This is a genomic window from Acidovorax sp. GW823-FHT02H02 (assembly GCF_058797075.1).
Window position 1 is genome coordinate 40267 of sequence record NZ_JBXAJH010000015.1, and the last position, 18008, is coordinate 58274.

The 18008-nt window shown below is 65.8% G+C and carries 12 protein-coding genes; 10 read left to right on the forward strand and 2 right to left on the reverse strand.

The annotated features are described in order from the left end of the window. Positions 1-17: 17 nt before the first annotated feature. The 7 genes from AC1RDS_RS15880 to AC1RDS_RS15910 all read left to right on the forward strand — a co-directional run bounded on the left by AC1RDS_RS15880 (position 18) and on the right by AC1RDS_RS15910 (position 11456). Positions 18-1508, forward strand: a complete 1491-nt coding sequence (locus AC1RDS_RS15880) for a DUF4178 domain-containing protein (protein WP_492227175.1) — start codon at positions 18-20, stop codon at positions 1506-1508. A 34-nt stretch (positions 1509-1542) separates the two neighbouring features. Then, complete coding sequence (locus tag AC1RDS_RS15885; protein WP_092697826.1) at positions 1543-1764, forward strand: DUF350 domain-containing protein; 222 nt, start codon at positions 1543-1545, stop codon at positions 1762-1764. 110 nt (positions 1765-1874) lie between these two features. Continuing rightward, complete coding sequence (locus tag AC1RDS_RS15890) at positions 1875-3530, forward strand: site-specific DNA-methyltransferase (protein ID WP_492227176.1); 1656 nt, start codon at positions 1875-1877, stop codon at positions 3528-3530. A 47-nt stretch (positions 3531-3577) separates the two neighbouring features. Next, positions 3578-5260: an RNA-binding domain-containing protein gene (locus AC1RDS_RS15895; protein ID WP_280140369.1), complete on the forward strand. Its 1683-nt coding sequence runs from the start codon at positions 3578-3580 to the stop codon at positions 5258-5260. A 105-nt stretch (positions 5261-5365) separates the two neighbouring features. Next, the gene (locus AC1RDS_RS15900; RefSeq protein ID WP_492227177.1) at positions 5366-8083 is read left to right on the forward strand and encodes a DEAD/DEAH box helicase; all 2718 of its coding nucleotides are present in this window, start codon (positions 5366-5368) and stop codon (positions 8081-8083) included. Then, a complete protein-coding gene (locus AC1RDS_RS15905; RefSeq protein ID WP_492227178.1) occupies positions 8080-9621 on the forward strand; it encodes a polyamine aminopropyltransferase in 1542 nt (513 codons plus the stop codon). The genes AC1RDS_RS15900 and AC1RDS_RS15905 overlap by 4 nt, the downstream gene beginning before the upstream one ends. Before the next feature lie 140 nt (positions 9622-9761). Continuing rightward, positions 9762-11456, forward strand: coding sequence for an FAD-dependent oxidoreductase (locus AC1RDS_RS15910; RefSeq protein ID WP_492227179.1), 1695 nt, complete (start codon positions 9762-9764; stop codon positions 11454-11456). A gap of 71 nt (positions 11457-11527) precedes the next feature. Here the strand turns inward: AC1RDS_RS15910 and AC1RDS_RS15915 are convergent, their stop codons facing one another. Then, complete coding sequence (locus AC1RDS_RS15915) at positions 11528-13423, reverse strand: bifunctional metallophosphatase/5'-nucleotidase (protein ID WP_092697832.1); 1896 nt, start codon at positions 13421-13423, stop codon at positions 11528-11530. A 621-nt stretch (positions 13424-14044) separates the two neighbouring features. Between AC1RDS_RS15915 and AC1RDS_RS15920 the strand changes: the two genes are divergently transcribed. The 3 genes from AC1RDS_RS15920 (at position 14045) to AC1RDS_RS15930 (ending at position 16945) form a co-directional block, all read left to right on the forward strand. Next, the gene (locus tag AC1RDS_RS15920) at positions 14045-15400 is read left to right on the forward strand and encodes an esterase-like activity of phytase family protein (protein ID WP_092697833.1); all 1356 of its coding nucleotides are present in this window, start codon (positions 14045-14047) and stop codon (positions 15398-15400) included. Positions 15401-15658: 258 nt separating this feature from the next. Then, on the forward strand, positions 15659-16363 hold the full coding sequence (locus tag AC1RDS_RS15925; protein ID WP_092697834.1) for a riboflavin synthase subunit alpha: 705 nt from the start codon (positions 15659-15661) through the stop codon (positions 16361-16363). A 90-nt stretch (positions 16364-16453) separates the two neighbouring features. Next, positions 16454-16945, forward strand: a complete 492-nt coding sequence (locus AC1RDS_RS15930; RefSeq protein WP_026435573.1) for an NUDIX hydrolase — start codon at positions 16454-16456, stop codon at positions 16943-16945. Positions 16946-17002: 57 nt separating this feature from the next. On the opposite strand, the gene AC1RDS_RS15935 is transcribed toward AC1RDS_RS15930, so the two are convergent. Then, positions 17003-17980 (reverse strand): Bug family tripartite tricarboxylate transporter substrate binding protein, encoded by a 978-nt coding sequence (locus AC1RDS_RS15935; RefSeq protein WP_026435572.1) that lies wholly within the window; start codon positions 17978-17980, stop codon positions 17003-17005. Between the last annotated feature and the right edge of the window lie 28 nt (positions 17981-18008).

Here is an 18008-nt window from a genome sequence, read left to right on the forward strand (position 1 = left end):
CAAAAACACCTTAAAAAATGGCCGAAAGCGCCACACAACGCCACTACCGCGCGCCCTGCCCCGGTTGCGGTGCGCCGGTCGAATTCCGCAGCGCGCAGTCCACGCACGCCGTCTGCGGCTACTGCCAGAGCACCGTGGTGCGCAGCGGCGATGTGCTCACGCGCCTGGGCAAGATGGCCGAGCTGTTCGACGACCACAGCCCGCTGCAGACCATGGCCAGCGGGCGCATCACGCTCGATGGCAAGGAGGTGCCCTTCACCCTCGTCGGCCGCCTGCAGTACAAGGGCGATGCCGGGGTCTGGACCGAATGGACCGCCTTCCTCGAAGACGGCACCCTGGCCACGCTGGGCGAGGACAACGGCGCCTACGTGTTCTCCCGGCCCATCGACCCGGGTCGCGAGCTGCCCGAGGCCGCGCGCTGGTCCATCGGCACCACCACGGCCATCAACGGCAAACCCTACAGCGTGGCCTACGCCGGCCAGGCGCAGCTGATCTCGGCGCAGGGCGAGCTGCCCAGGCTACCGCCGCTGGGCCAGCCCTTCGGCATGGTCGAGTTGCGCAGTAGCGATGGCGAAGTGCTCAGCATCGACTACGGCCACACCCCGCCCCGCGTCGAGCGCGGCCGCGCCGTGCTGCTTGAAGACCTGCAGCTCCAGGGCCTCAAGGACGAATCCGCCAAGGACGAAAAAGGCCGCCAGTTCAACTGCCCGCACTGCGGCGCGCCGGTGCAGGTGCAGCTGGCCTCCACCAAAAGCATCACCTGTGGATCCTGCTCCAGCATCATCGACCTGGGCAGCGGCGTGGGCGGCGAGCTGCGCTCGGCCATGCAGGACGAGCCCGTGCGCCCCATCATCCCGCTGGGCGCCAAGGGCCCGCTGCAGGGCGTGCACTGGCAGGTGGTGGGCTTTCAGCACCGCATGGGCGTGGTGCCCGGCGACGATGAACACTTTGGCTGGAGCGAATACCTGCTCTACAACCAGAAGCGCGGCTTCGCCTTCCTGGTCGATTCGGAAGAAGGCTGGAGCATGGTGCGCCCCACCACCGGCGCGCCGCAGATGGCCGCCACCGGGCGAACGGCCACCTACCTGGGCACCACCTACCAGCTCAAATACAGCTACAACGCCGAAACCACCTATGTGCTCGGCGAGTTCTATTGGCCAGTGGAGCGCGGCCAGAAAACCTTCAACCGCGACTTTGCCGCTGCCCGCGGCCTGCTGTCGATGGAGCAAAGCGCCAGCGAGATCACCTGGTCCGCCGGCGACAGGCTGGCCAGCGACACCGTGGTGCAGGCCTTCGGCCTGGGCGACAAAAAAGACGTGCTGCAGCGCGACGACCCCGGCCCCTTCGTGGCCGCCAAGGGAGCGGGCTGCGGCACGGTCATCCTCATCGTGGTGGTGCTGCTCATCGTGCTCATCATCATGAGCAACTGCTCGGGCTCGTCGGGCAGCAGCTACCGCAGTTCGGGCGGCTCGTTCGGGGGGTATTCCTCCGGCGGCAGCCACAAATGACATTGAAACAACCCGAATTTCATCGGAGAACAGCATGACCAAATTCGAATGGCTTCACCCCCTGTCCATCGTCGGCACGCTGCTGTATGCCCTCATGGGCATCGTCATCTTCTGGCTGGCCTTCATCCTCATCGACAAGATCACGCCCTATGACCTGTGGCGCGAAATCGTCGAAAAGCAGAACAAGGCCCTGGCCCTGGTGGTGGCCGCGATGTGCCTGGGGATCAGCATCATCGTGGCGGCGGCCATCCACTGACTGCGAAAGCACCGGCCGCGCTGCCACCGCTGGCGGGCAAGCCGCGCCATGGCGCAGGCCACACAATACCGCCTGCTTTCACCGGCCCACTGGCCTGACACCACCCCCCCATGCCCACCCTCGACTGGCTCAACCGCGCCCACGCCTTCACCACCGCCGCCCAGGTGCCCTACCGCCTGCTGGAGAGCGTCTCCACCCACGGTGACGCCGCCAGTGCACAAAACAACCTGCTCATCCAGGGCGACAACCTCGAAGCGCTCAAGGCCCTGCTGCCGTTTTACCGCGGGCAGGTCAAATGCATCTTCATCGACCCGCCCTACAACACCCAAAGCGCGTTCGAGCACTACGACGACAACCTGGAGCACAGCCAGTGGCTCAGCATGATGCTGCCGCGCCTGCAGCTGCTGCGCGACTTGCTCAGTGACGACGGCTCGATCTGGGTGACCATTGACGACAACGAGGGGCATTACCTCAAGGTGCTGATGGATGAGGTGTTTGGGCGGAGGAATTTTGTGGCGAACCTTGCTTGGCATAAGCGTGTCAGCCCCGCAAATGATGCGCACTATTTCAGCAATGATCACGACCACATACTGGTGTACGCGAAAGCAAAAGCAAAGTGGACTCCCAACAAGCTACCCAGAAGTGAGGCGCAGCAAAAGTACTACACAAATCCCGACAACGACCCCCGCGGCCCATGGAACTCTGCAGCCTATACCTGCGCGAAAACTGCCGATGAGCGTCCTAACCTTTACTACCCGCTAGTACATCCCAAGACCGGGGAAGAGGTTTGGCCAAAAAAAACGCGCGTCTGGGCATTTGGCCGCGAAACGCATGAAGAGCACGTACGCAACAAAATGATTTATTGGGGTGTGGATGGTGGTGCATCGCTACCCCGCATCAAGAAATTTTTAGATGGTTCTGGTGATGTTGTTCCGCGCTCTATTTGGGCTCACGAAGACTCCGGCCACAACCAAGAGGCAATGCTGGAAGGTCTTGCTTTATTTGAAAGTGCTCGCTTCGGCACTCCAAAGCCAGAACGTCTGCTTCAACGCATCCTCCACATCGCCACCCACTCCGGCGACCTCGTCCTCGACAGCTTCCTTGGCAGTGGCACCACGGCCGCCGTGGCGCACAAGATGGGCCGGCGCTGGATCGGCATCGAAATGGGCGAGCACGCCGCCACGCACTGCCTGCCGCGCCTGCAAAAGGTGGTGGACGGCGAGCCGGGCGGCATCAGCCAGGCGGTGGGCTGGCAGGGCGGCGGCGGTTTTCGCTTCCAGAGGTTGGGCGCGCCCATCTTCGATGCCGATGGCTGCATCCACCCCGAGGTGCGCTTTGCCACGCTGGCCGCCTTTGTCTGGCAACAGGAAACCGGCACGGCCTTCGACCCCGCGCACGCCACGCCGGGCACGCCGCACCTGGGAACGAACTCTGTTTTTGATAGCTACTTGCGCTCGCCAGAAGAGCGCACAGAGCCGATTTCATCTGAAACCCTGCCGGAAGCCACGCCGGAACCCGAGCCGATACTGCGCAGCCGCACCGCCTACTACCTGCTGTTCAACGGCATCCTGGGCGACAAGCGCCCGGCCAGCGGCAACGTGCTCACTTCGGCCGTGCTCGATGCGCTGCTGGAGTTGCACGCCGCCACCCCCCACCCCGATGCGCCCCTGGTGGTGTATGGCGAGGCCTGCCGCCTGGGCGATGCGCGCCTGGCGCTGGCGCGCGTCACGTTCAAGCACATTCCGTATGACGTGAAGGCGAGGTGAGGGCAATGAACGACGTTACGGGCGAGTTTCTGAATGAACTTCGGCGCATGTCCACGGAGACGGAATGGCTGGAGTTCAAGCGTGCCGGGCAGACGTTCAGCTTTGACCAGATGGCGCAGTACGTCTCTGCGCTGGCCAACGAAGCCAATTTGCACCGCCGCGAAGAGGGCTGGCTGGTCATGGGTATTGATGACAGGCTGGACCCGACCACCGGCATGCGCCCGGCGATCGGAACAGAATTTGCGCGCGCATTGCCTGAACTCAACCGGATCAGAGAGTCGGTGGCTGCGCAAACTGCACCGCCCGTCGTTTTGCATCCACCCCACGAGCTGGAGGTGGACCGGCCAGACGGAGCGCCAGCGCGGGTGCTGCTGTGGCGTATTCCGGCTGCGCCCCGAGGGGTGCCGGTCTCTTGCAAGGGCCACTACTGGGGGCGTAATGGTGAGAAGCTGTGTGGGCTACCCTTGCACAAGCTCGATACCTTGCGTGCGCAATCGGCTTTGCACGACTGGTCAGCGGCTGTTGTCACGCAGGATTGGGCGCTGCTGTCGGCCCCAGCCATTGCCAGGGCGCGGGAGCTGTATGCGCGTCGCTATGCCAGCAAGCCCGATATCGTCAAAGAGATGCTGGGGCAGACGGATGCGCAGTTTCTGCATTCGCTGCGCTTGGCCGTCCATGGTGGCCTGACGCGGGCGGCGCTGGTGCTTTTGGGCCTGCCAACGGCTGCCAGCCAGTTAGGCGGGCCAACGCCACGCATCAGCTGGCAGCTGCTGGACCACCGAAACGAACCTGTGACGCACCAGCATTTCGGACTGCCGCTGCTGTCGTCCATCGACGCCTTGATTGCCCGCATCCGCATCATCGAGATCAATATCTTGCCGCCGCGTGAAGTGGCGCCACTGAATCTGCCCAACTACGACGATTGGGTGCTGCGCGAAGCCCTGCACAACTGCGTGGCACACCAGGATTACACACAGGGCGGACGCATTCTGGTGACGGAGGGGCCGGATACGCTGCGCTTTTTCAACTACGGAGAGTTTCTGCCTGGGTCACTGGACAAGGTTCTACATGCGCAGCAGCCCGAGCAGCGCTACCGCAATGCCTGTCTGGCCGATGCGATGGTGGAGCTGGACTTGATGGAGACGCTCAACCGTGGCGTGAAAGGAATGTTCCGCAAGCAAAAGGAGCGCTTCTTCCCGCTGCCCGATTACGACATCGCGGCGCAACCTGCATCCGTCAGCGTCATGCTGTATGGCCGCGTTCTGGACAAGGGGTATGTCGATGCCTTGATGACGAACAGCGATCTCAGCCTGGAAGATGCCGTGCTGCTCGACCAGATTCAAAAAGGCCGCAAGCCACCCGCAGGCGAATTGCGACGTCTGCGCGCCAAGGGTTTGGTGGAGGGGCGCAGCCCCAGGTTGCGCATCTCCGCGCAGTTGGCGGTTGCAATGGGGCAAGAGGTGGCCTATCTCAATCAAAAAGGCCCGTCCGTTGAGGACTGCAAAAAGGCGGTGTGCGATTTGCTCGCCATGGCGCCCCAACCCCGTGTCGAGATCGATGCCCTGTTGATGGACAAGCTGATGCTGTGGATTCCAGGGGCGTCGGAGCGCAAGAAGTACATCAAGGAACTGCTGGCCGATATGGCACGGCAGGGCTCGATCCGGAATATTGGCAAGCCGACCCGTGGCGCTGTTTGGGCGCTGGTTGCGCCAATGAGATCCCGTGTTTAGCCAATATTTTTCCAATGGGAAATAAAAAGTTTTTGTAAATCAACCACTTACATTGGCGCATTGGCTAAAGATTGCCAAAATTTGCGCCAATTCAAACCCATCCCCATGACCCCCATCACCCTCAAGACCTACCAGCAAACCGCCCTCGATGCGCTGGGCGCGTACGCCCGCGCAGCCCGCACCAAGGGCCCGGCGCTGGCCTTTGGTGAGCTGGCGGGCCGCCCCTACAACCTTGACGCCTTTGGCGCGCAGGTGCCCTGTGTGTGCCTGCGCATTCCCACGGGCGGCGGCAAGACGGTGCTGGCGGCGCACGCGCTGCCCCTGCTGGCGCGCGAGTGGCAGGGCAGCGATGCGCCGGTGGCCGTGTGGCTGGTGCCCAGCGATGCCATTCGCCAGCAAACGCTCAAGGCCTTGCAGACGCCCGGCCATGCCTACCGCGCCGCCCTGACCGATGCCTATGGCGAGGGCTTGCAGGTGTGCACGCTCGACGACGTGGCGCAAATCGCCCCGCCCGACTGGGGGCGGCACGCCGTGGTGGTGGTGGCAACCATCCAGAGTTTTCGGGTGGAGGACGCAGGCCAGCGCAATGTGTACAGCTTCTCGGAGGGCTTTGAGCCGCATTTCAAGAGCGCGCCTGAGGGCTGCATGGCCTGCCTGCAGGGCTTGCCCGACGCTGTGGTGACCGCTCAAGACGCCGCGCAGGACGAAACCGGCGTGCTGACGGGCTTTGTGGGCCAGCCGCGCTGGAGCCTGGCCAACTGGCTGGCGCTGCAGCGCCCCCTGGTCATCGTGGACGAGGCGCACAACACCAAGACGGACAAGAGTTTCACGGCATTGCAGCGGCTGAACCCCGCGTTCATTCTGGAGCTGACGGCCACGCCGATTGCGACCAAGACCAATGTGCTCTACCACGTCAGCGCCCAGGAGCTGGCGGCCGAGGACATGATCAAGCTGCCCATCGTGCTGGCCGAGCACCCCGAGGGCTGGCCTGCTGCCGTGTTTGGCGCAGTGCAGACGCAGCGCAAGCTGGAGGCCGAGGCGCTGAAGGACGAGGCCGAGGGGCATGGCTATGTGCGGCCCATCGTGCTCTTTCAGGCGCAAAACCTGGGCGACGAGATGCCGCCGGAGGCACTGCGCCGCTATCTGGTGGAAGAGCTCAATCTGCCAGACAACCAGATCGTGGTGGCCACAGGCACCCAGCGCGGGCTGGACGACATCAACCTGGCGGCGCGCAATTGCCCGGTGCGTTATGTGATTACGGTGCAGGCGCTGCGCGAGGGCTGGGATTGCCCGTTTGCCTATGTGCTGTGCAGCCTGCAAAAGCTGACCAGCGCCACGGCGGTGGAGCAGTTGCTGGGCCGTGTGCTGCGCATGCCGCAGGCCCGCCGGCGTGGGCGCGAGGCGCTCAACCGCGCTTATGCCCATGTGTGCGCGGCGGAGTTTTCTGCTGCAGCGCATGCACTGGCCGACCGGTTGATCCAGCACATGGGGTTCGAGGCGCTGGATGTGGCTTCGATGCTGGCGCCGCCATCGAGCTACCCGCTGTTTGGCGAAGAATTTAACGAAAATCCACATGCAGCGCCCGCCCCTCAAGCGCTGATAGCTACCAATTTTGATGTAATTTCAGCCACACCCGAGCTGCTGGCAGTGCCCGGTGTGCAGCAGCAGACCATTGCCGGTGCGGCGCAGCTGGTGGTTGCGGGCCACATCGAGGCCAGCACCGAGGCGCTGATGCTGGCCCAGGTGCGCGGGGCCAAAAAGCAGGAGCAGCTGCGCGAGCAGGTGGCCCAGCACAACGCGCTGGTGGCGGCCAGCGTGGCCCCCGCATCGCGCGGCGTGCGTTTTGCGCCCGTGCCCACGCTGGCCTATCGCACCGACGCACAAGCGCCGCTGTGGCCGCTGGAGCAGGGCGCGGTGCTGGGGACGGTGGAGCTTGATCTGCTCAGCCCCCAGGCCGTGCAGCTGCCCGGTTTTCATGTGGTGCAAGAGTCGAATGTGATCGAGATCGACGTGCAGGACGCACGCGTGACGCTGCGCCCCACCGATGTGCAGCAAATGGCCATGGACTACGGCGCCAGCAGCATCACCGCCGACACGCTGGTGCGCTGGCTGGACCAGTCGCTGCACAAGGCGCTGCACGCGCCCCTGGCGGGCATCACGCAGTCGCAGCGCCGCGCTTTTTTGGCGGCCGTGGTGAACCACCAGCTGCATGCCTGCGGCCTGCCGCTGGTGCTGCTGGCGCAGGCGCGTTTTCAGCTGGCCCGGTGCATTGCATTGCATGTGGGCGATCTGCGCGACCAGGCGGCCAAGCGGCAGTTTCGCCAGCTCGTGTTGCAACAAGGCCAGGCGGGCGCCTGGTTGCTGGAGAGCGACTGGCTGCACCCCCATGTGTTTGAGCCTGGACGCTACCCGGCGCCGGTGGCATCGCGCTACAGCGGGCGCTACCAGTTCACGCGGCACTACTTTGCCGTGCTGGCCGACCTGAAGGATGGCGGCGAAGAGTTTCAGTGCGCGCAGTTGATCGACCGCCACCCCCAGGTCCGGCAATGGGTGCGCAACCTCGATACCGCGCCCTGCGGCTTTGCCCTGCCTACGTCGCGCGGCCGGTTTTTTGCCGACTTTGTGGCCGAGCTGGTCGATGGCCGTGTGGCCTTGCTCGAATACAAAGGGGCGCATTTGCTGAGCGACCCCTACGAAATTGAAAAGAGCCAGGTGGGTGCGCTGTGGGCACAGGCCAGCGCGGGCAAAGCCGTGTTTGGTTGGCTGACCAAGCAGCAAGACGGCAAGAGCCTGGCGCAGCAGCTGGACATGGTGCTGGCATGACGCCTGCCGCAGCGCCTGCCACGGCACCCGGCGCCCCTCGCCCCATCGACATCGCCCTGCTCGCCAGCGTGTTCGTGGTGGCCGCCTGCGGCCTGCTGTACGAGCTGGCGGCGGGCGCGCTGGCGTCGTACCTGCTGGGCGACTCGGTGCTGCAGTTCAGCACCATCATCGGCACCTATCTGTTCGCCATGGGCGTGGGCTCCTGGCTGTCGCGGTATTTCGAGCGGCAGCTGCCCGCGCATTTCCTGCGCATCGAGCTGCTGGTGGCGCTGATGGGCGGGGCGCTGCCGGCCACGCTGTTCCTGGCCAACGCCTACACGCCGGGCGCCTTTCGCTTCCTGCTGTACGGCATGGTGTTCATGGTGGGCACGCTGGTGGGGCTGGAGATTCCGCTGGTCATGCGCATCTTGAAGCGCAACGTGGCGCTGAAAGACCTGGTCTCGCAGGTGCTGACCTTCGACTACCTGGGCGCGCTGGCCGTGTCGCTGGCGTTCCCGCTGCTGCTGGTGCCGCAGCTGGGGCTGATCCGCACGGGGCTGCTGTTTGGCTTGATGAATGCACTGGTGGCGCTGTGGGCCGTGTGGCTGTTCCGGCACGAGCTGCGGCGCCTGAAGGCGCATGTGGCGGCCTGCGCGATGGTGCTGGGCATCCTGCTGGCGGCCCTGGCGGGCGCCGAGCACATCACCAGCTTTGCCGAAGACAAGTTCTACCAGGACCGCATCGTGTTCAGCACCGCATCGCCCTACCAGCGCATCGTGGTCACGCAGGGGCGTACCGGGCACCGGCTGTTCCTCAACGGCAACCTGCAGTTTGCCGAGCGCGACGAATACCGCTACCACGAGGCCCTGGTGCACCCGGCCATGGCGGCGCACGGTGCACCCCAACGGGTGGCGGTGCTGGGCGGCGGCGACGGCATGGCGGTGCGCGAGATCCTGAAATACCCCTCGGTGGAATCGGTCACGCTGGTCGAGCTGGACCCGGCCATGACACGCATCTTCAGCGACAACCCCATGCTGGCCAAGCTCAATGGCCATGCCTTGCAAAACCCCAAGGTGAAGATCGTCAACACCGATGCCTTTGGCTGGCTGCAGGAGGGGACGGACACTTTTGACGTGATCGTGGTGGACTTCCCCGATCCCACCAATTTTTCCATCGGCAAGCTCTACACCAACAGTTTCTACGCGCTGCTCGACAAGCGCCTGGCGGCCAGCGGCTACGCCGTGGTGCAGACCACTTCGCCCCTGGTGGCGCGCCAGAGTTTCTGGACCGTGGTGCAGACCATCGAGTCGGTGGGCCTGCGCACGGCGCCCTACCATGCCCATGTGCCCAGCTTTGGCGAGTGGGGTTTCGTCATCGCCAGCCGGCGCCCCTGGCGCCTGCCCGAGGCGCTGCCCGCAGGGCTGCAGTTTTTGAGCGCGGGCACGCTGCCGTTGCTGTTTGACTTTCCGCTCGACATGGCGCGGTTGCCCACCGAGGTGAACCGGCTGTCGAACCAGGCGCTGGTGCACACCTACGAACGCGAGTGGGGAAAACACTAGATGCCCCCTGAGCCGCTTCGCTTCTTCCTCCTCGGGGGGATGCCACCACTGGCCCGGCAAAGCCGGTTCCACGGCGGCACAGGTCTGGAGCGTGCCTGTTGCGCGCGCTGCGCTGCATTACTGGCGCAGAATCAAGTCCCATGCAACGCCGCCATTTCCTAGCCACGGCCGCCACCTCGGCGGCGGCTGCCCTGCTATCGGCGGGGTGTGACAAGGTGCCGCGCACGCTCGAAGGCGGCTTCACCGGCATCGACATGGCGCGCGGCCATGCGCTGCGCGACCGGCTGGCCACCGGCGTGTTGCCCGCGCCTGCCTTGGTGCGCCGCACGCAGGTCGTCATCGCGGGCGGTGGCGTGGCCGGGCTGGCGGCGGCGCGCTCGCTGCGGCTGGCGGGGGTGGACGACTTTGCCCTGCTGGAGCTGGAAGACGAGGCCGGCGGCAACAGCCGCGGCGGCCAGGTGAACGGCATTGCCTGCCCGCTGGGCGCGCACTACCTGCCCGTGCCCGGCGACGACGCGCGCGAGGTGCAGAACCTGCTGGAAGAGCTGGGCCTGCGCCAGCGCGTCGCCGGGCGCTGGCAATACGACGAGCGGCACCTGTGCCACAGCCCGCAGGAGCGCCTGTTCTTCGAGGGCGAGTGGCAAGAGGGCCTGCTGCCCGTGCAGGGCGTGGGCGCGGCCACGCTGGCGCAGTACCGGCGTTTTGCCGAGCGGGTCCAGGCGCTGGGCCAGGCCGCGCGCTTCACCATGCCCATGCTCAAGAGCTTTGATCCAAAAGGGTCTATTGCGACCGTCCACAAAGCGCTGGATGCGCTCACTTTTGATGAATGGCTGGCGCGCGAAAACCTGGACGACCCGCACCTGCGCTGGTACCTCGACTACTGCTGCCGCGATGACTACGGCGCCGGCACGGCGCGTGTGTCGGCCTGGGCCGGCATCCACTATTTCGCCAGCCGCCACGGCTTCCATGCGCCGGGCGATGCCGCGCCCGAGGAGCGCGAGGGCGTGCTCACCTGGCCCGAGGGCAATGGCTGGCTCACCCGGCGCCTGGCCGCGCCCCTGCAGGACGGCGGGCAGCTGCGCACCGCCTGCAGCGTGTTGCGCATCGCCGAGGGCCGCCACGGCGTGGAGGTGGACGCCTACAACCACGCCACCGACAGCGTGGAGCGCTGGCAGGCGCAGCGCTGCATCGTGGCGCTGCCGGTGATGGTCGCAGCGCGCGTGGTGCAACAGCCCCCGGCTTTCCTGCGCGAGGCCGCGCGGCGCCTGCAGTGGGCGCCCTGGCTGGTGGCCAATATCCACATCGACGCACCGCTGGCCGACCGCCCGGGCGCCGCGCCCGCGTGGGACAACGTGCTCTACGGCGACACCAACCCCGGCGGCCTGGGCTATGTGGACGCCGGCCACCAGCGCCTGGACCCCCGCGCCGTGCTCGCCGGGCCCACCGTGCTCAGCTACTACCAGGCCCTGGGCGATGTGCCGCAGGGCCGCGCGCAACTGGCCAACAAGCCCTGGACGCACTGGGCCCAGGCTGCGCTGGCCGCTTTGAGCGGCCCCCACCCCGACCTGCCGCGCCGCGCCACGCGCATCGACATCACCCGCTACGGCCATGCCATGGCCATCCCCACGCCGGGTGTGCTGGGTTTTTTAAGCCAGATAGGCCTGCAGCGCCCGTCCAGCACGCGCAATCAGCGATCCCACGGTGAGCGAACTGCCTGGCTGCCCACGCCCACCACGGCGCGGCTGGCGTTTGCGCACAGCGACTGGTCGGGGTATTCGGTGTTCGAAGAGGCCTTCACGCGCGGGCATGGCGCGGGGCTGGCGGTGGCGCGGTAGGGTGGCTTTCCCCCGGTTCGGTGCCTGGCATGCGCGGCGGGCCACAGGCGCGCATGCCACACCGGGCGGCCTCAAGGCAGCGCCACGCCCGCCTTGGTGATGACCTTCTGGTGCGAGTAATCGCCTGCCTGGGGGCGGGCGATGGTGCCCCGGGCGATCACATAGTCCACAAAGCTCTGCGTGTAGAGCAGGTAGGTATTGACATAGCGGCCTGCGGCGTAGATCGGCTTGAGCGTGGCGTAGCCGTCACCGCCTGCGGCCACGAAGTCGTTGGTCACCAGCACATAGGTCTGGGCCGGGTCGATGGCGGTCCAGGCACCCGTGGTCTTGCTGCGCACCTGCACGTTGCTGAAGCGTTGGCCCTTGGTCTTGCTCATGTCCAGGTCCCAGCGCAGGCCGGCGGCGTAGGGGTGCGCGCCGTCCGAGGGCACGGCGGCGTCCAGATGGGCGGCCACGCCGTCTTCCAGGGCGGCAATCACTTCGGAGCCCTTGAGGTCCATCTCGACCAGCACGTTGGTGAACGGCAGCAGCGTGAAGGCCGTGTTCATGCTCAGCGTGCCGGCGGCAATCGGGGTGCGCACACCACCGGCGTTTTGCAGCGCAAAGTCAGCGCGCTTGCTGGCGCGCAGGAAGGCCTCTGACACCACCTGGGCGACATCGCTGCCACGGGCCAGGGTGTTGGCGGTTTCGCAGCCCGCCACGCCCGTGTTGCGGCTGTTGGAGCCGCCGGGCACGCGCATCAGGCACAGGGCTTCGCTGGCCGTGCCGATGGTGATGGCCTTTTGTGCCGTGACCTGGGATGTGTAGACGGACAGCGTCTGCGTCGCTGTGGCGTCGGGTGCCACGACCTTCACGTTGGCGCTGGACGCCAGCTTGCTGACCAGTGCGGCGCGATCGGCATCGGCCAGCGGCTGCCAGGTGCCGGCGCCATCCTTGCGCTTGAAGCTGTCGCCAATCACCAGCTGGGTCTTGCCGCCGCAGCTGGCGACGCTGCCCTTGTCGTTGAATTTCACGTTCATGAGGCCGTAGGCCTTGGCGTATTCCCAGGCCTGGCCGATACACACCGTCTCGCCCGATTTGTTGGTCACCACCGTCGGGTAGGTGCCGGTGGCGGATGCAACCCCTACGGCCTTGAAGTCGCCCAGCAGGGTGTGCGAATCGCCCCCGATGACCACGTCCACGTCGGTCAGTTTGGCGGCGATCTGCTTGTCGTTGTCGTAGCCCAGGTGCGACACCAGTACGATGTGGCGCACGCCCTTCGCCTTGAGTTCGTCGATCGCCTTTTGCGCAGAGGCGGCTTCATCCAGGAACTGGGTGGTGGCCAGCGGGCGCGACGAAGTGGTTGTTTTGCCGGCAATGGTCAGGCCCACGATGCCCACGTCCACGCCATCGATCTTCTTGATGGTGTAGGGCTGCAGGTAGGCAGCGGCGCCCGCCGGAGCCAGGGGCGTGCCGGTCTGCGGCACGATGTTGGCCGACAGCGTGGGCGTCTTGCAACTGCCGCCGTTGGCCGGGTCTGCCAGGGCATCCAGAAACCCCTTGAAGACGCCATCGCCGTCGTCAAACTCGTGGTTGCCCGGAATGAAGGCGTCAAAGCAGATGCTGTTCATCATCTGCGCATCGGCCTTGCCCTTGAAGAAGGTGTAGTACAGCGAGCCCGTGATGGCATCGCCGGCGTGCAGCTTGAGCAGGTTGGGCGTGCCGGCCAGCGACTTGAACAGCGCCGTCTGGCGCGCAAAGCCACCCAGCTCCACCTGCGTGGCCACGCCGTCGAGGGTGAGTTCGGTGGCGGCAAATGCGTCAAGCTGCGAGTGGTGGTCGTTGATGTGGGCAATGTTCAGCTCGATGGCCTTGAAGCTGGGCGCATCGTCACTGCCGCCGCAGGCCGCCAGGCCCAGGGAGAGCGCGCCCATCAGGGCCAGGGCCAGCGGACGGCGGGGCGATACAAACGGGATGTGCAGGTGCATGGTGGGCCTTCCGTGGTGTGACGAATTGAAACAACGAAGGCGCAGTGTTTTGCCCTTGCATGACGGCCGTGTGACGTGCCAGCAATACCCCCGCATCACCTGCACGGGGTGTGCTGCTTGTCAGCGTTTGCACCGCACCATGTCATCCCCGCGTCACAGCCGGTGGTTACCGTTGCGGCATTGTTCTGTTGCCTGAATGCCGTTGCCATGCCGATCCTCTCCCTTCTGCCCCTGAACGCGACCATCGCCGCCGTGCTGGCCGTGACCGCCAACGCCTGGGGCCTGCCTGCTGCCGCCGTGCAGGCCGCCTGATCTCTCTCGCACGCCAGGCGCTCGCCCTGCTCGCGGGGCGCCTGGCTTGACAATCCGGTGCTTGCGCTTTGTCCGCAGCCCATCGTGATGTCTTCTCTTGTCTCCCCTCCGCCACCGGTTCGCCTGCGTGCCCTCGCGCACCGCGACCTGGCCGATCTTGTGGCCGTGCAGCAGGCCTGCTATGGCGCGGGCCATGGCTGCTTGATGCGCAGCGGCCTTCGCGGCGCGTAACGCCAGTGTCATGGCGCGTTCACGGGCCGGTCATGCGGCCCCGGCATCGTTGCAGCACCTTCAACGCCGATAGCCACCATGCTCCGAATCACTTCGATTGCCGCCTGCGCCGCACTGCTGTGCGCAGCCACTTCCACCGCCCTGGCCCAGCAGGCCTACCCCGCCACGCTGGCGGGCCACGCCGTGCTGCCCGCCCTGACGCTGATTTCCGCGCCCAAGGATGCGCCGGTCGACCTGCAGACCAGCGGCAAGTTCACCACCGGCAGCCGCGTTGAGAAGCTGGCCAGCGTGGAAGGCAAGTCGGTCGGTCGCCCCACCGGCATTGCGCTGCCGTTCAAGGGCCAGCCGCTGCAAGGCCATTCGGGCATCAAGCACATGGCCGACGGCTCGTACTGGGTTTTGACGGACAACGGCGCTGGCTCCAAGGCCAATTCGCCCGATTTCATGCTGCACCTGAGCCACTACAAGGTGGACTTCCAAAGCGGCAAGTTCAACCGCCTGAAAACCGTGTTTCTACAGGACCCCGACAAGAAGCTGCCGTTTCGCATCACGCACGAAGGCAGCAAGCAGCGCTACCTGACCGGCGCCGATCTGGACCCCGAGAGCTTCCAGTTCGCCGGCGGCGCGCTGTGGATCGGTGAGGAGTTTGGCCCCTTCCTGATCAAGGCCGACCTGAACGGCAAGGTGCTGGCCGTGTTCGAGACCCAGGTGGACGGCAAGCTGGTGCGTTCGCCCGATGCGCCCGGAATGCTGGTGCCCGGCGCCCCCGATGCCAAGCCCACGGCGTTCGAGGTCAAGCGCTCCAAGGGCTATGAAGGCATGGCCGCCAGCAAGGACGGCAGCAAGCTCTATGCGCTGCTCGAAGGTGCGTTGTGGAACGAAGAGGCCAAGGCCTACGAAAACCTGGGCGGCAAGCAATACCTGCGCGTGCTCGAATTCGACGTAAAGAGCGAGCAATGGACAGGCCGCCACTGGAAGTACGTGATGGAAGCCAACCACCACGCGATTGGTGACTTCAACATGATCGATGGCAGCACGGGCCTCATCATCGAGCGTGACAACGGTGAAGGCACGGCCGACAAGGCCTGCCCCGAAGGTCAGAAACGCAGCGACTGCTTCCACGACCTCGCGAAGTTCAAGCGTATCTACAAGGTCGAACTGAGCGACAGCAATGTGGGTGGCGAGATCCGCAAGATCGGCTACATCGACCTCATGAACATCCAGGACCCGCAGCGCCTGGCGAAGAAACCTCTGAACAACGGCGTGCTGACCTTCCCGTTCTTCACCATCGAGAATGTGGACGTGGTGGACGGCACGCACATCGTGGTGGGCAACGACAACAACCTGCCTTTCAGCAGCAGCCGCGAGCCCAACAAGGCAGACGACAACGAGCTGGTGCTGCTGGAAGTGGGTGAGTTGCTGCGCGCCAAGTAGGGTGACACCCCCCTGAGACGCTTCGCGTCTTCCCCCCGCTCTCGCGCTCCGCGCGGGCAGGGGGACGCAGCCCTCGCTGCGGGGCGGCCCTTGCTCGGCTGTCCTGGCCTGGGTCGCGCCAGTTTTGAGCGCTGCAGACGGGTGCGATGCCCCGGAAAGACGGGCGCGTGTGGGGGGGGCAACCCTTGCGCCACCCGTGGATGCTGCGGGTGGCAAAATTACTGGCTCTCCTTCCAACGCTCCACAAGCCGCGCCACCATGTTCACAGGCATCGTCCAAGCCACGGCAGGCATCGCCGCCATCCATGACCGCGCAGGCCTGCGCACCTTCACGCTCGATTTTCCCGCGGGCTTCTGCCAGGACTTAGGCCTGGGCGCCAGCGTGGCCACCGACGGCGTTTGCCTCACGGTCACCGAGATCCTCTCGCCCACGCAGGCCAACTTCGACGTGATGCTGCAGAGCCTGAACATCACCACGCTGGGCAGCTACGCGCAGGGCGACCGCGTGAACGTGGAGCGCGCGGCCAAGGACGGCGCCGAGATCGGCGGGCACCCGCTGTCGGGCCATGTCGATTTCACCGGCACGCTGATCGAGCGCCGCGAGTTCGACAACAACCTGGTGTGGCGCATCGCCGTGCCCGAACCGTTTCGCCGCTACATCTTTGCCAAGGGCTACATCGCCATCCACGGCGCCAGCCTCACGGTGGCCGAGGTGAACCGCGCCGAGGGCTGGTTCGAGATCTGGATGATTCCCGAGACGCGTCGCGCCACCGTGTTTGAAAGCAAGAAAGTGGGCGACCACCTGAACATCGAGATCGAGCGCAGCACGCAGGTGATGGTGGACACCGTGCGCGAGGCCGTGCATGAAAGCCTGGGCCGCCTGCAACCCGTGCTGGAGGCGCTGCTCCAGGAGAAGGGGCTGTCGCTCGAAGACTTCGTGCAGCCGCCCGCTGCATCGCACTGAACTGCGCACCAGGCGATCCTGCTGCGTCTGAAAAGTGCCTTTGCGGGCCCCATCGGGCGCCTGTCATGCCCCGTCGTCATAATGCGCGCCATGCCAAACCGCTGGAAACCCAACGTCACCGTGGCCGCCATCATCGAGCGCGATGGCCGCTTTCTGCTGGTCGAAGAAGACACGGCCGACGGCCTCAGGCTCAACAACCCGGCTGGTCACCTGGACCCGGGCGAATCACCCATCGACGCCTGCGCGCGCGAGGTGCTGGAAGAGACCGCCCACGACTTTGCGCCCGCTGCCCTGGTGGGCGTGTACCTGAACCGCTTCACCCGCACGCGCACGGGCGATGACATCACCTACCTGCGCTTTGTGTTTACCGGCACGCTGGGCACGCACCATGGCTGGCGCGCGCTCGACGAAGGCATCGTGCGCACCGTGTGGATGACCCTCGAAGAGTTGCATGCCAGCGCCGACCGCCACCGCAGCCCGCTGGTGCTGCAGTGCGTCCAGGACTACCTGGCCGGGCAGCGCGCGCCGCTGGGGCTGATCCATACCGACGCGAGCGTTTTACAAGGCGTAGCGGCCCTCTGACGGGGCCGCTGGGTGGGTACGAGGCCGCCTGGGCCTCGCCGGGTTGCACTCCCGGAATCAGTCTGCCGTGAGCTTGCGCTCCTTGATGATGGCGGCCCACTGGGCCGATTCCTTCTTCATGAAGGCCGTGAACTCGGCGCGCGTGGTGGGCTGGGGCGTGAGCCCGTGCTTGAGCAGGGCTTCCTTCACGCCGGGATCCTGAAGCACCTTCACGATCTCCTGGTTCCAGCGGTCCAGCAGCGGCACGGGTGTCTTGCCCGGCGCCACGAAGGCATACCAGTTCAGCGCCTCGAAGCCAGGAAAGCCCGACTCGGCCACCGTGGGGATGTTGGGCAGGTAGGCCGGGCGCGTCAGGCCCGTGGTGGCCAGCGGGATCAGCTTGCCGGTTTCCACATGCGGCATGGCTGTGGGCGGCGCGGCAAAGTACGAGGTGATGCGCTCACCCAGCAGGTCCTGCAGCGCCGGGGCGCCGCCCTTGTAGGGCACATGCACCATGTCCACGCCCGCGCGCTGGTTGAACAGCTCGCCCGCCAGGTGCGAGGCCGAGCCCGCGCCGGTGGAGGCAAAGTCCACGCTGCCGGGCTTCTTCTTCGAGAGCTGGATGAACTCTGCCAGCGTCTTCACGCCCGCGCCCTTGTGCACCACCAGCACGTTCGGGAAGTTCACGCCGCCCGAGATGGGCGCCAGGTCCTTGAACGGGTCGTAGCTCAGCTTCATCAGGTGCGGCGCGATGGTGAGCGGCCCCACCGAGCCGAACAGCAGCACCGTGCCGTCGGGCGCCGCATTGGCGACGAACTGGTGGGCGATGTTGCCGCCCGCGCCGCCCTTGTTGTCCACCACCACCGACTGGCCGATGTTCTCGCCCAGTTTCTTGGCGATCAGGCGCGCAGCGGCATCGGCAGCGCCACCCGCAGCGAAGCCCACCACCAGCGTGACGGGTTTCTTGGGCGGAAAGTCCTGGGCGCTGGCCGTGCCGGCCAGCAGCAAAGTGGAAGCAGCGAGCGCAGTGGCGCGCAGCAATTGGCGTTTGTTCATGAAGGTCTCCTCGGGTTGTGGTGGTGTC

Excerpts from the sequence above, each read along its gene's own strand:
- AC1RDS_RS15880 (WP_492227175.1), top strand. The coding sequence starts at position 18 with ATGGCCGAAAGCGCCACACAACGCCACTACCGCGCGCCCTGCCCCGGT.
- AC1RDS_RS15885 (WP_092697826.1), top strand. The coding sequence starts at position 1,543 with ATGACCAAATTCGAATGGCTTCACCCCCTGTCCATCGTCGGCACGCTG.
- AC1RDS_RS15890 (WP_492227176.1), top strand. The coding sequence starts at position 1,875 with ATGCCCACCCTCGACTGGCTCAACCGCGCCCACGCCTTCACCACCGCC.
- AC1RDS_RS15895 (WP_280140369.1), top strand. The coding sequence starts at position 3,578 with ATGTCCACGGAGACGGAATGGCTGGAGTTCAAGCGTGCCGGGCAGACG.
- AC1RDS_RS15900 (WP_492227177.1), top strand. The coding sequence starts at position 5,366 with ATGACCCCCATCACCCTCAAGACCTACCAGCAAACCGCCCTCGATGCG.
- AC1RDS_RS15905 (WP_492227178.1), top strand. The coding sequence starts at position 8,080 with ATGACGCCTGCCGCAGCGCCTGCCACGGCACCCGGCGCCCCTCGCCCC.
- AC1RDS_RS15910 (WP_492227179.1), top strand. The coding sequence starts at position 9,762 with ATGCAACGCCGCCATTTCCTAGCCACGGCCGCCACCTCGGCGGCGGCT.
- AC1RDS_RS15915 (WP_092697832.1), bottom strand. The coding sequence starts at position 13,423 with ATGCACCTGCACATCCCGTTTGTATCGCCCCGCCGTCCGCTGGCCCTG.
- AC1RDS_RS15920 (WP_092697833.1), top strand. The coding sequence starts at position 14,045 with ATGCTCCGAATCACTTCGATTGCCGCCTGCGCCGCACTGCTGTGCGCA.
- AC1RDS_RS15925 (WP_092697834.1), top strand. The coding sequence starts at position 15,659 with ATGTTCACAGGCATCGTCCAAGCCACGGCAGGCATCGCCGCCATCCAT.
- AC1RDS_RS15930 (WP_026435573.1), top strand. The coding sequence starts at position 16,454 with ATGCCAAACCGCTGGAAACCCAACGTCACCGTGGCCGCCATCATCGAG.
- AC1RDS_RS15935 (WP_026435572.1), bottom strand. The coding sequence starts at position 17,980 with ATGAACAAACGCCAATTGCTGCGCGCCACTGCGCTCGCTGCTTCCACT.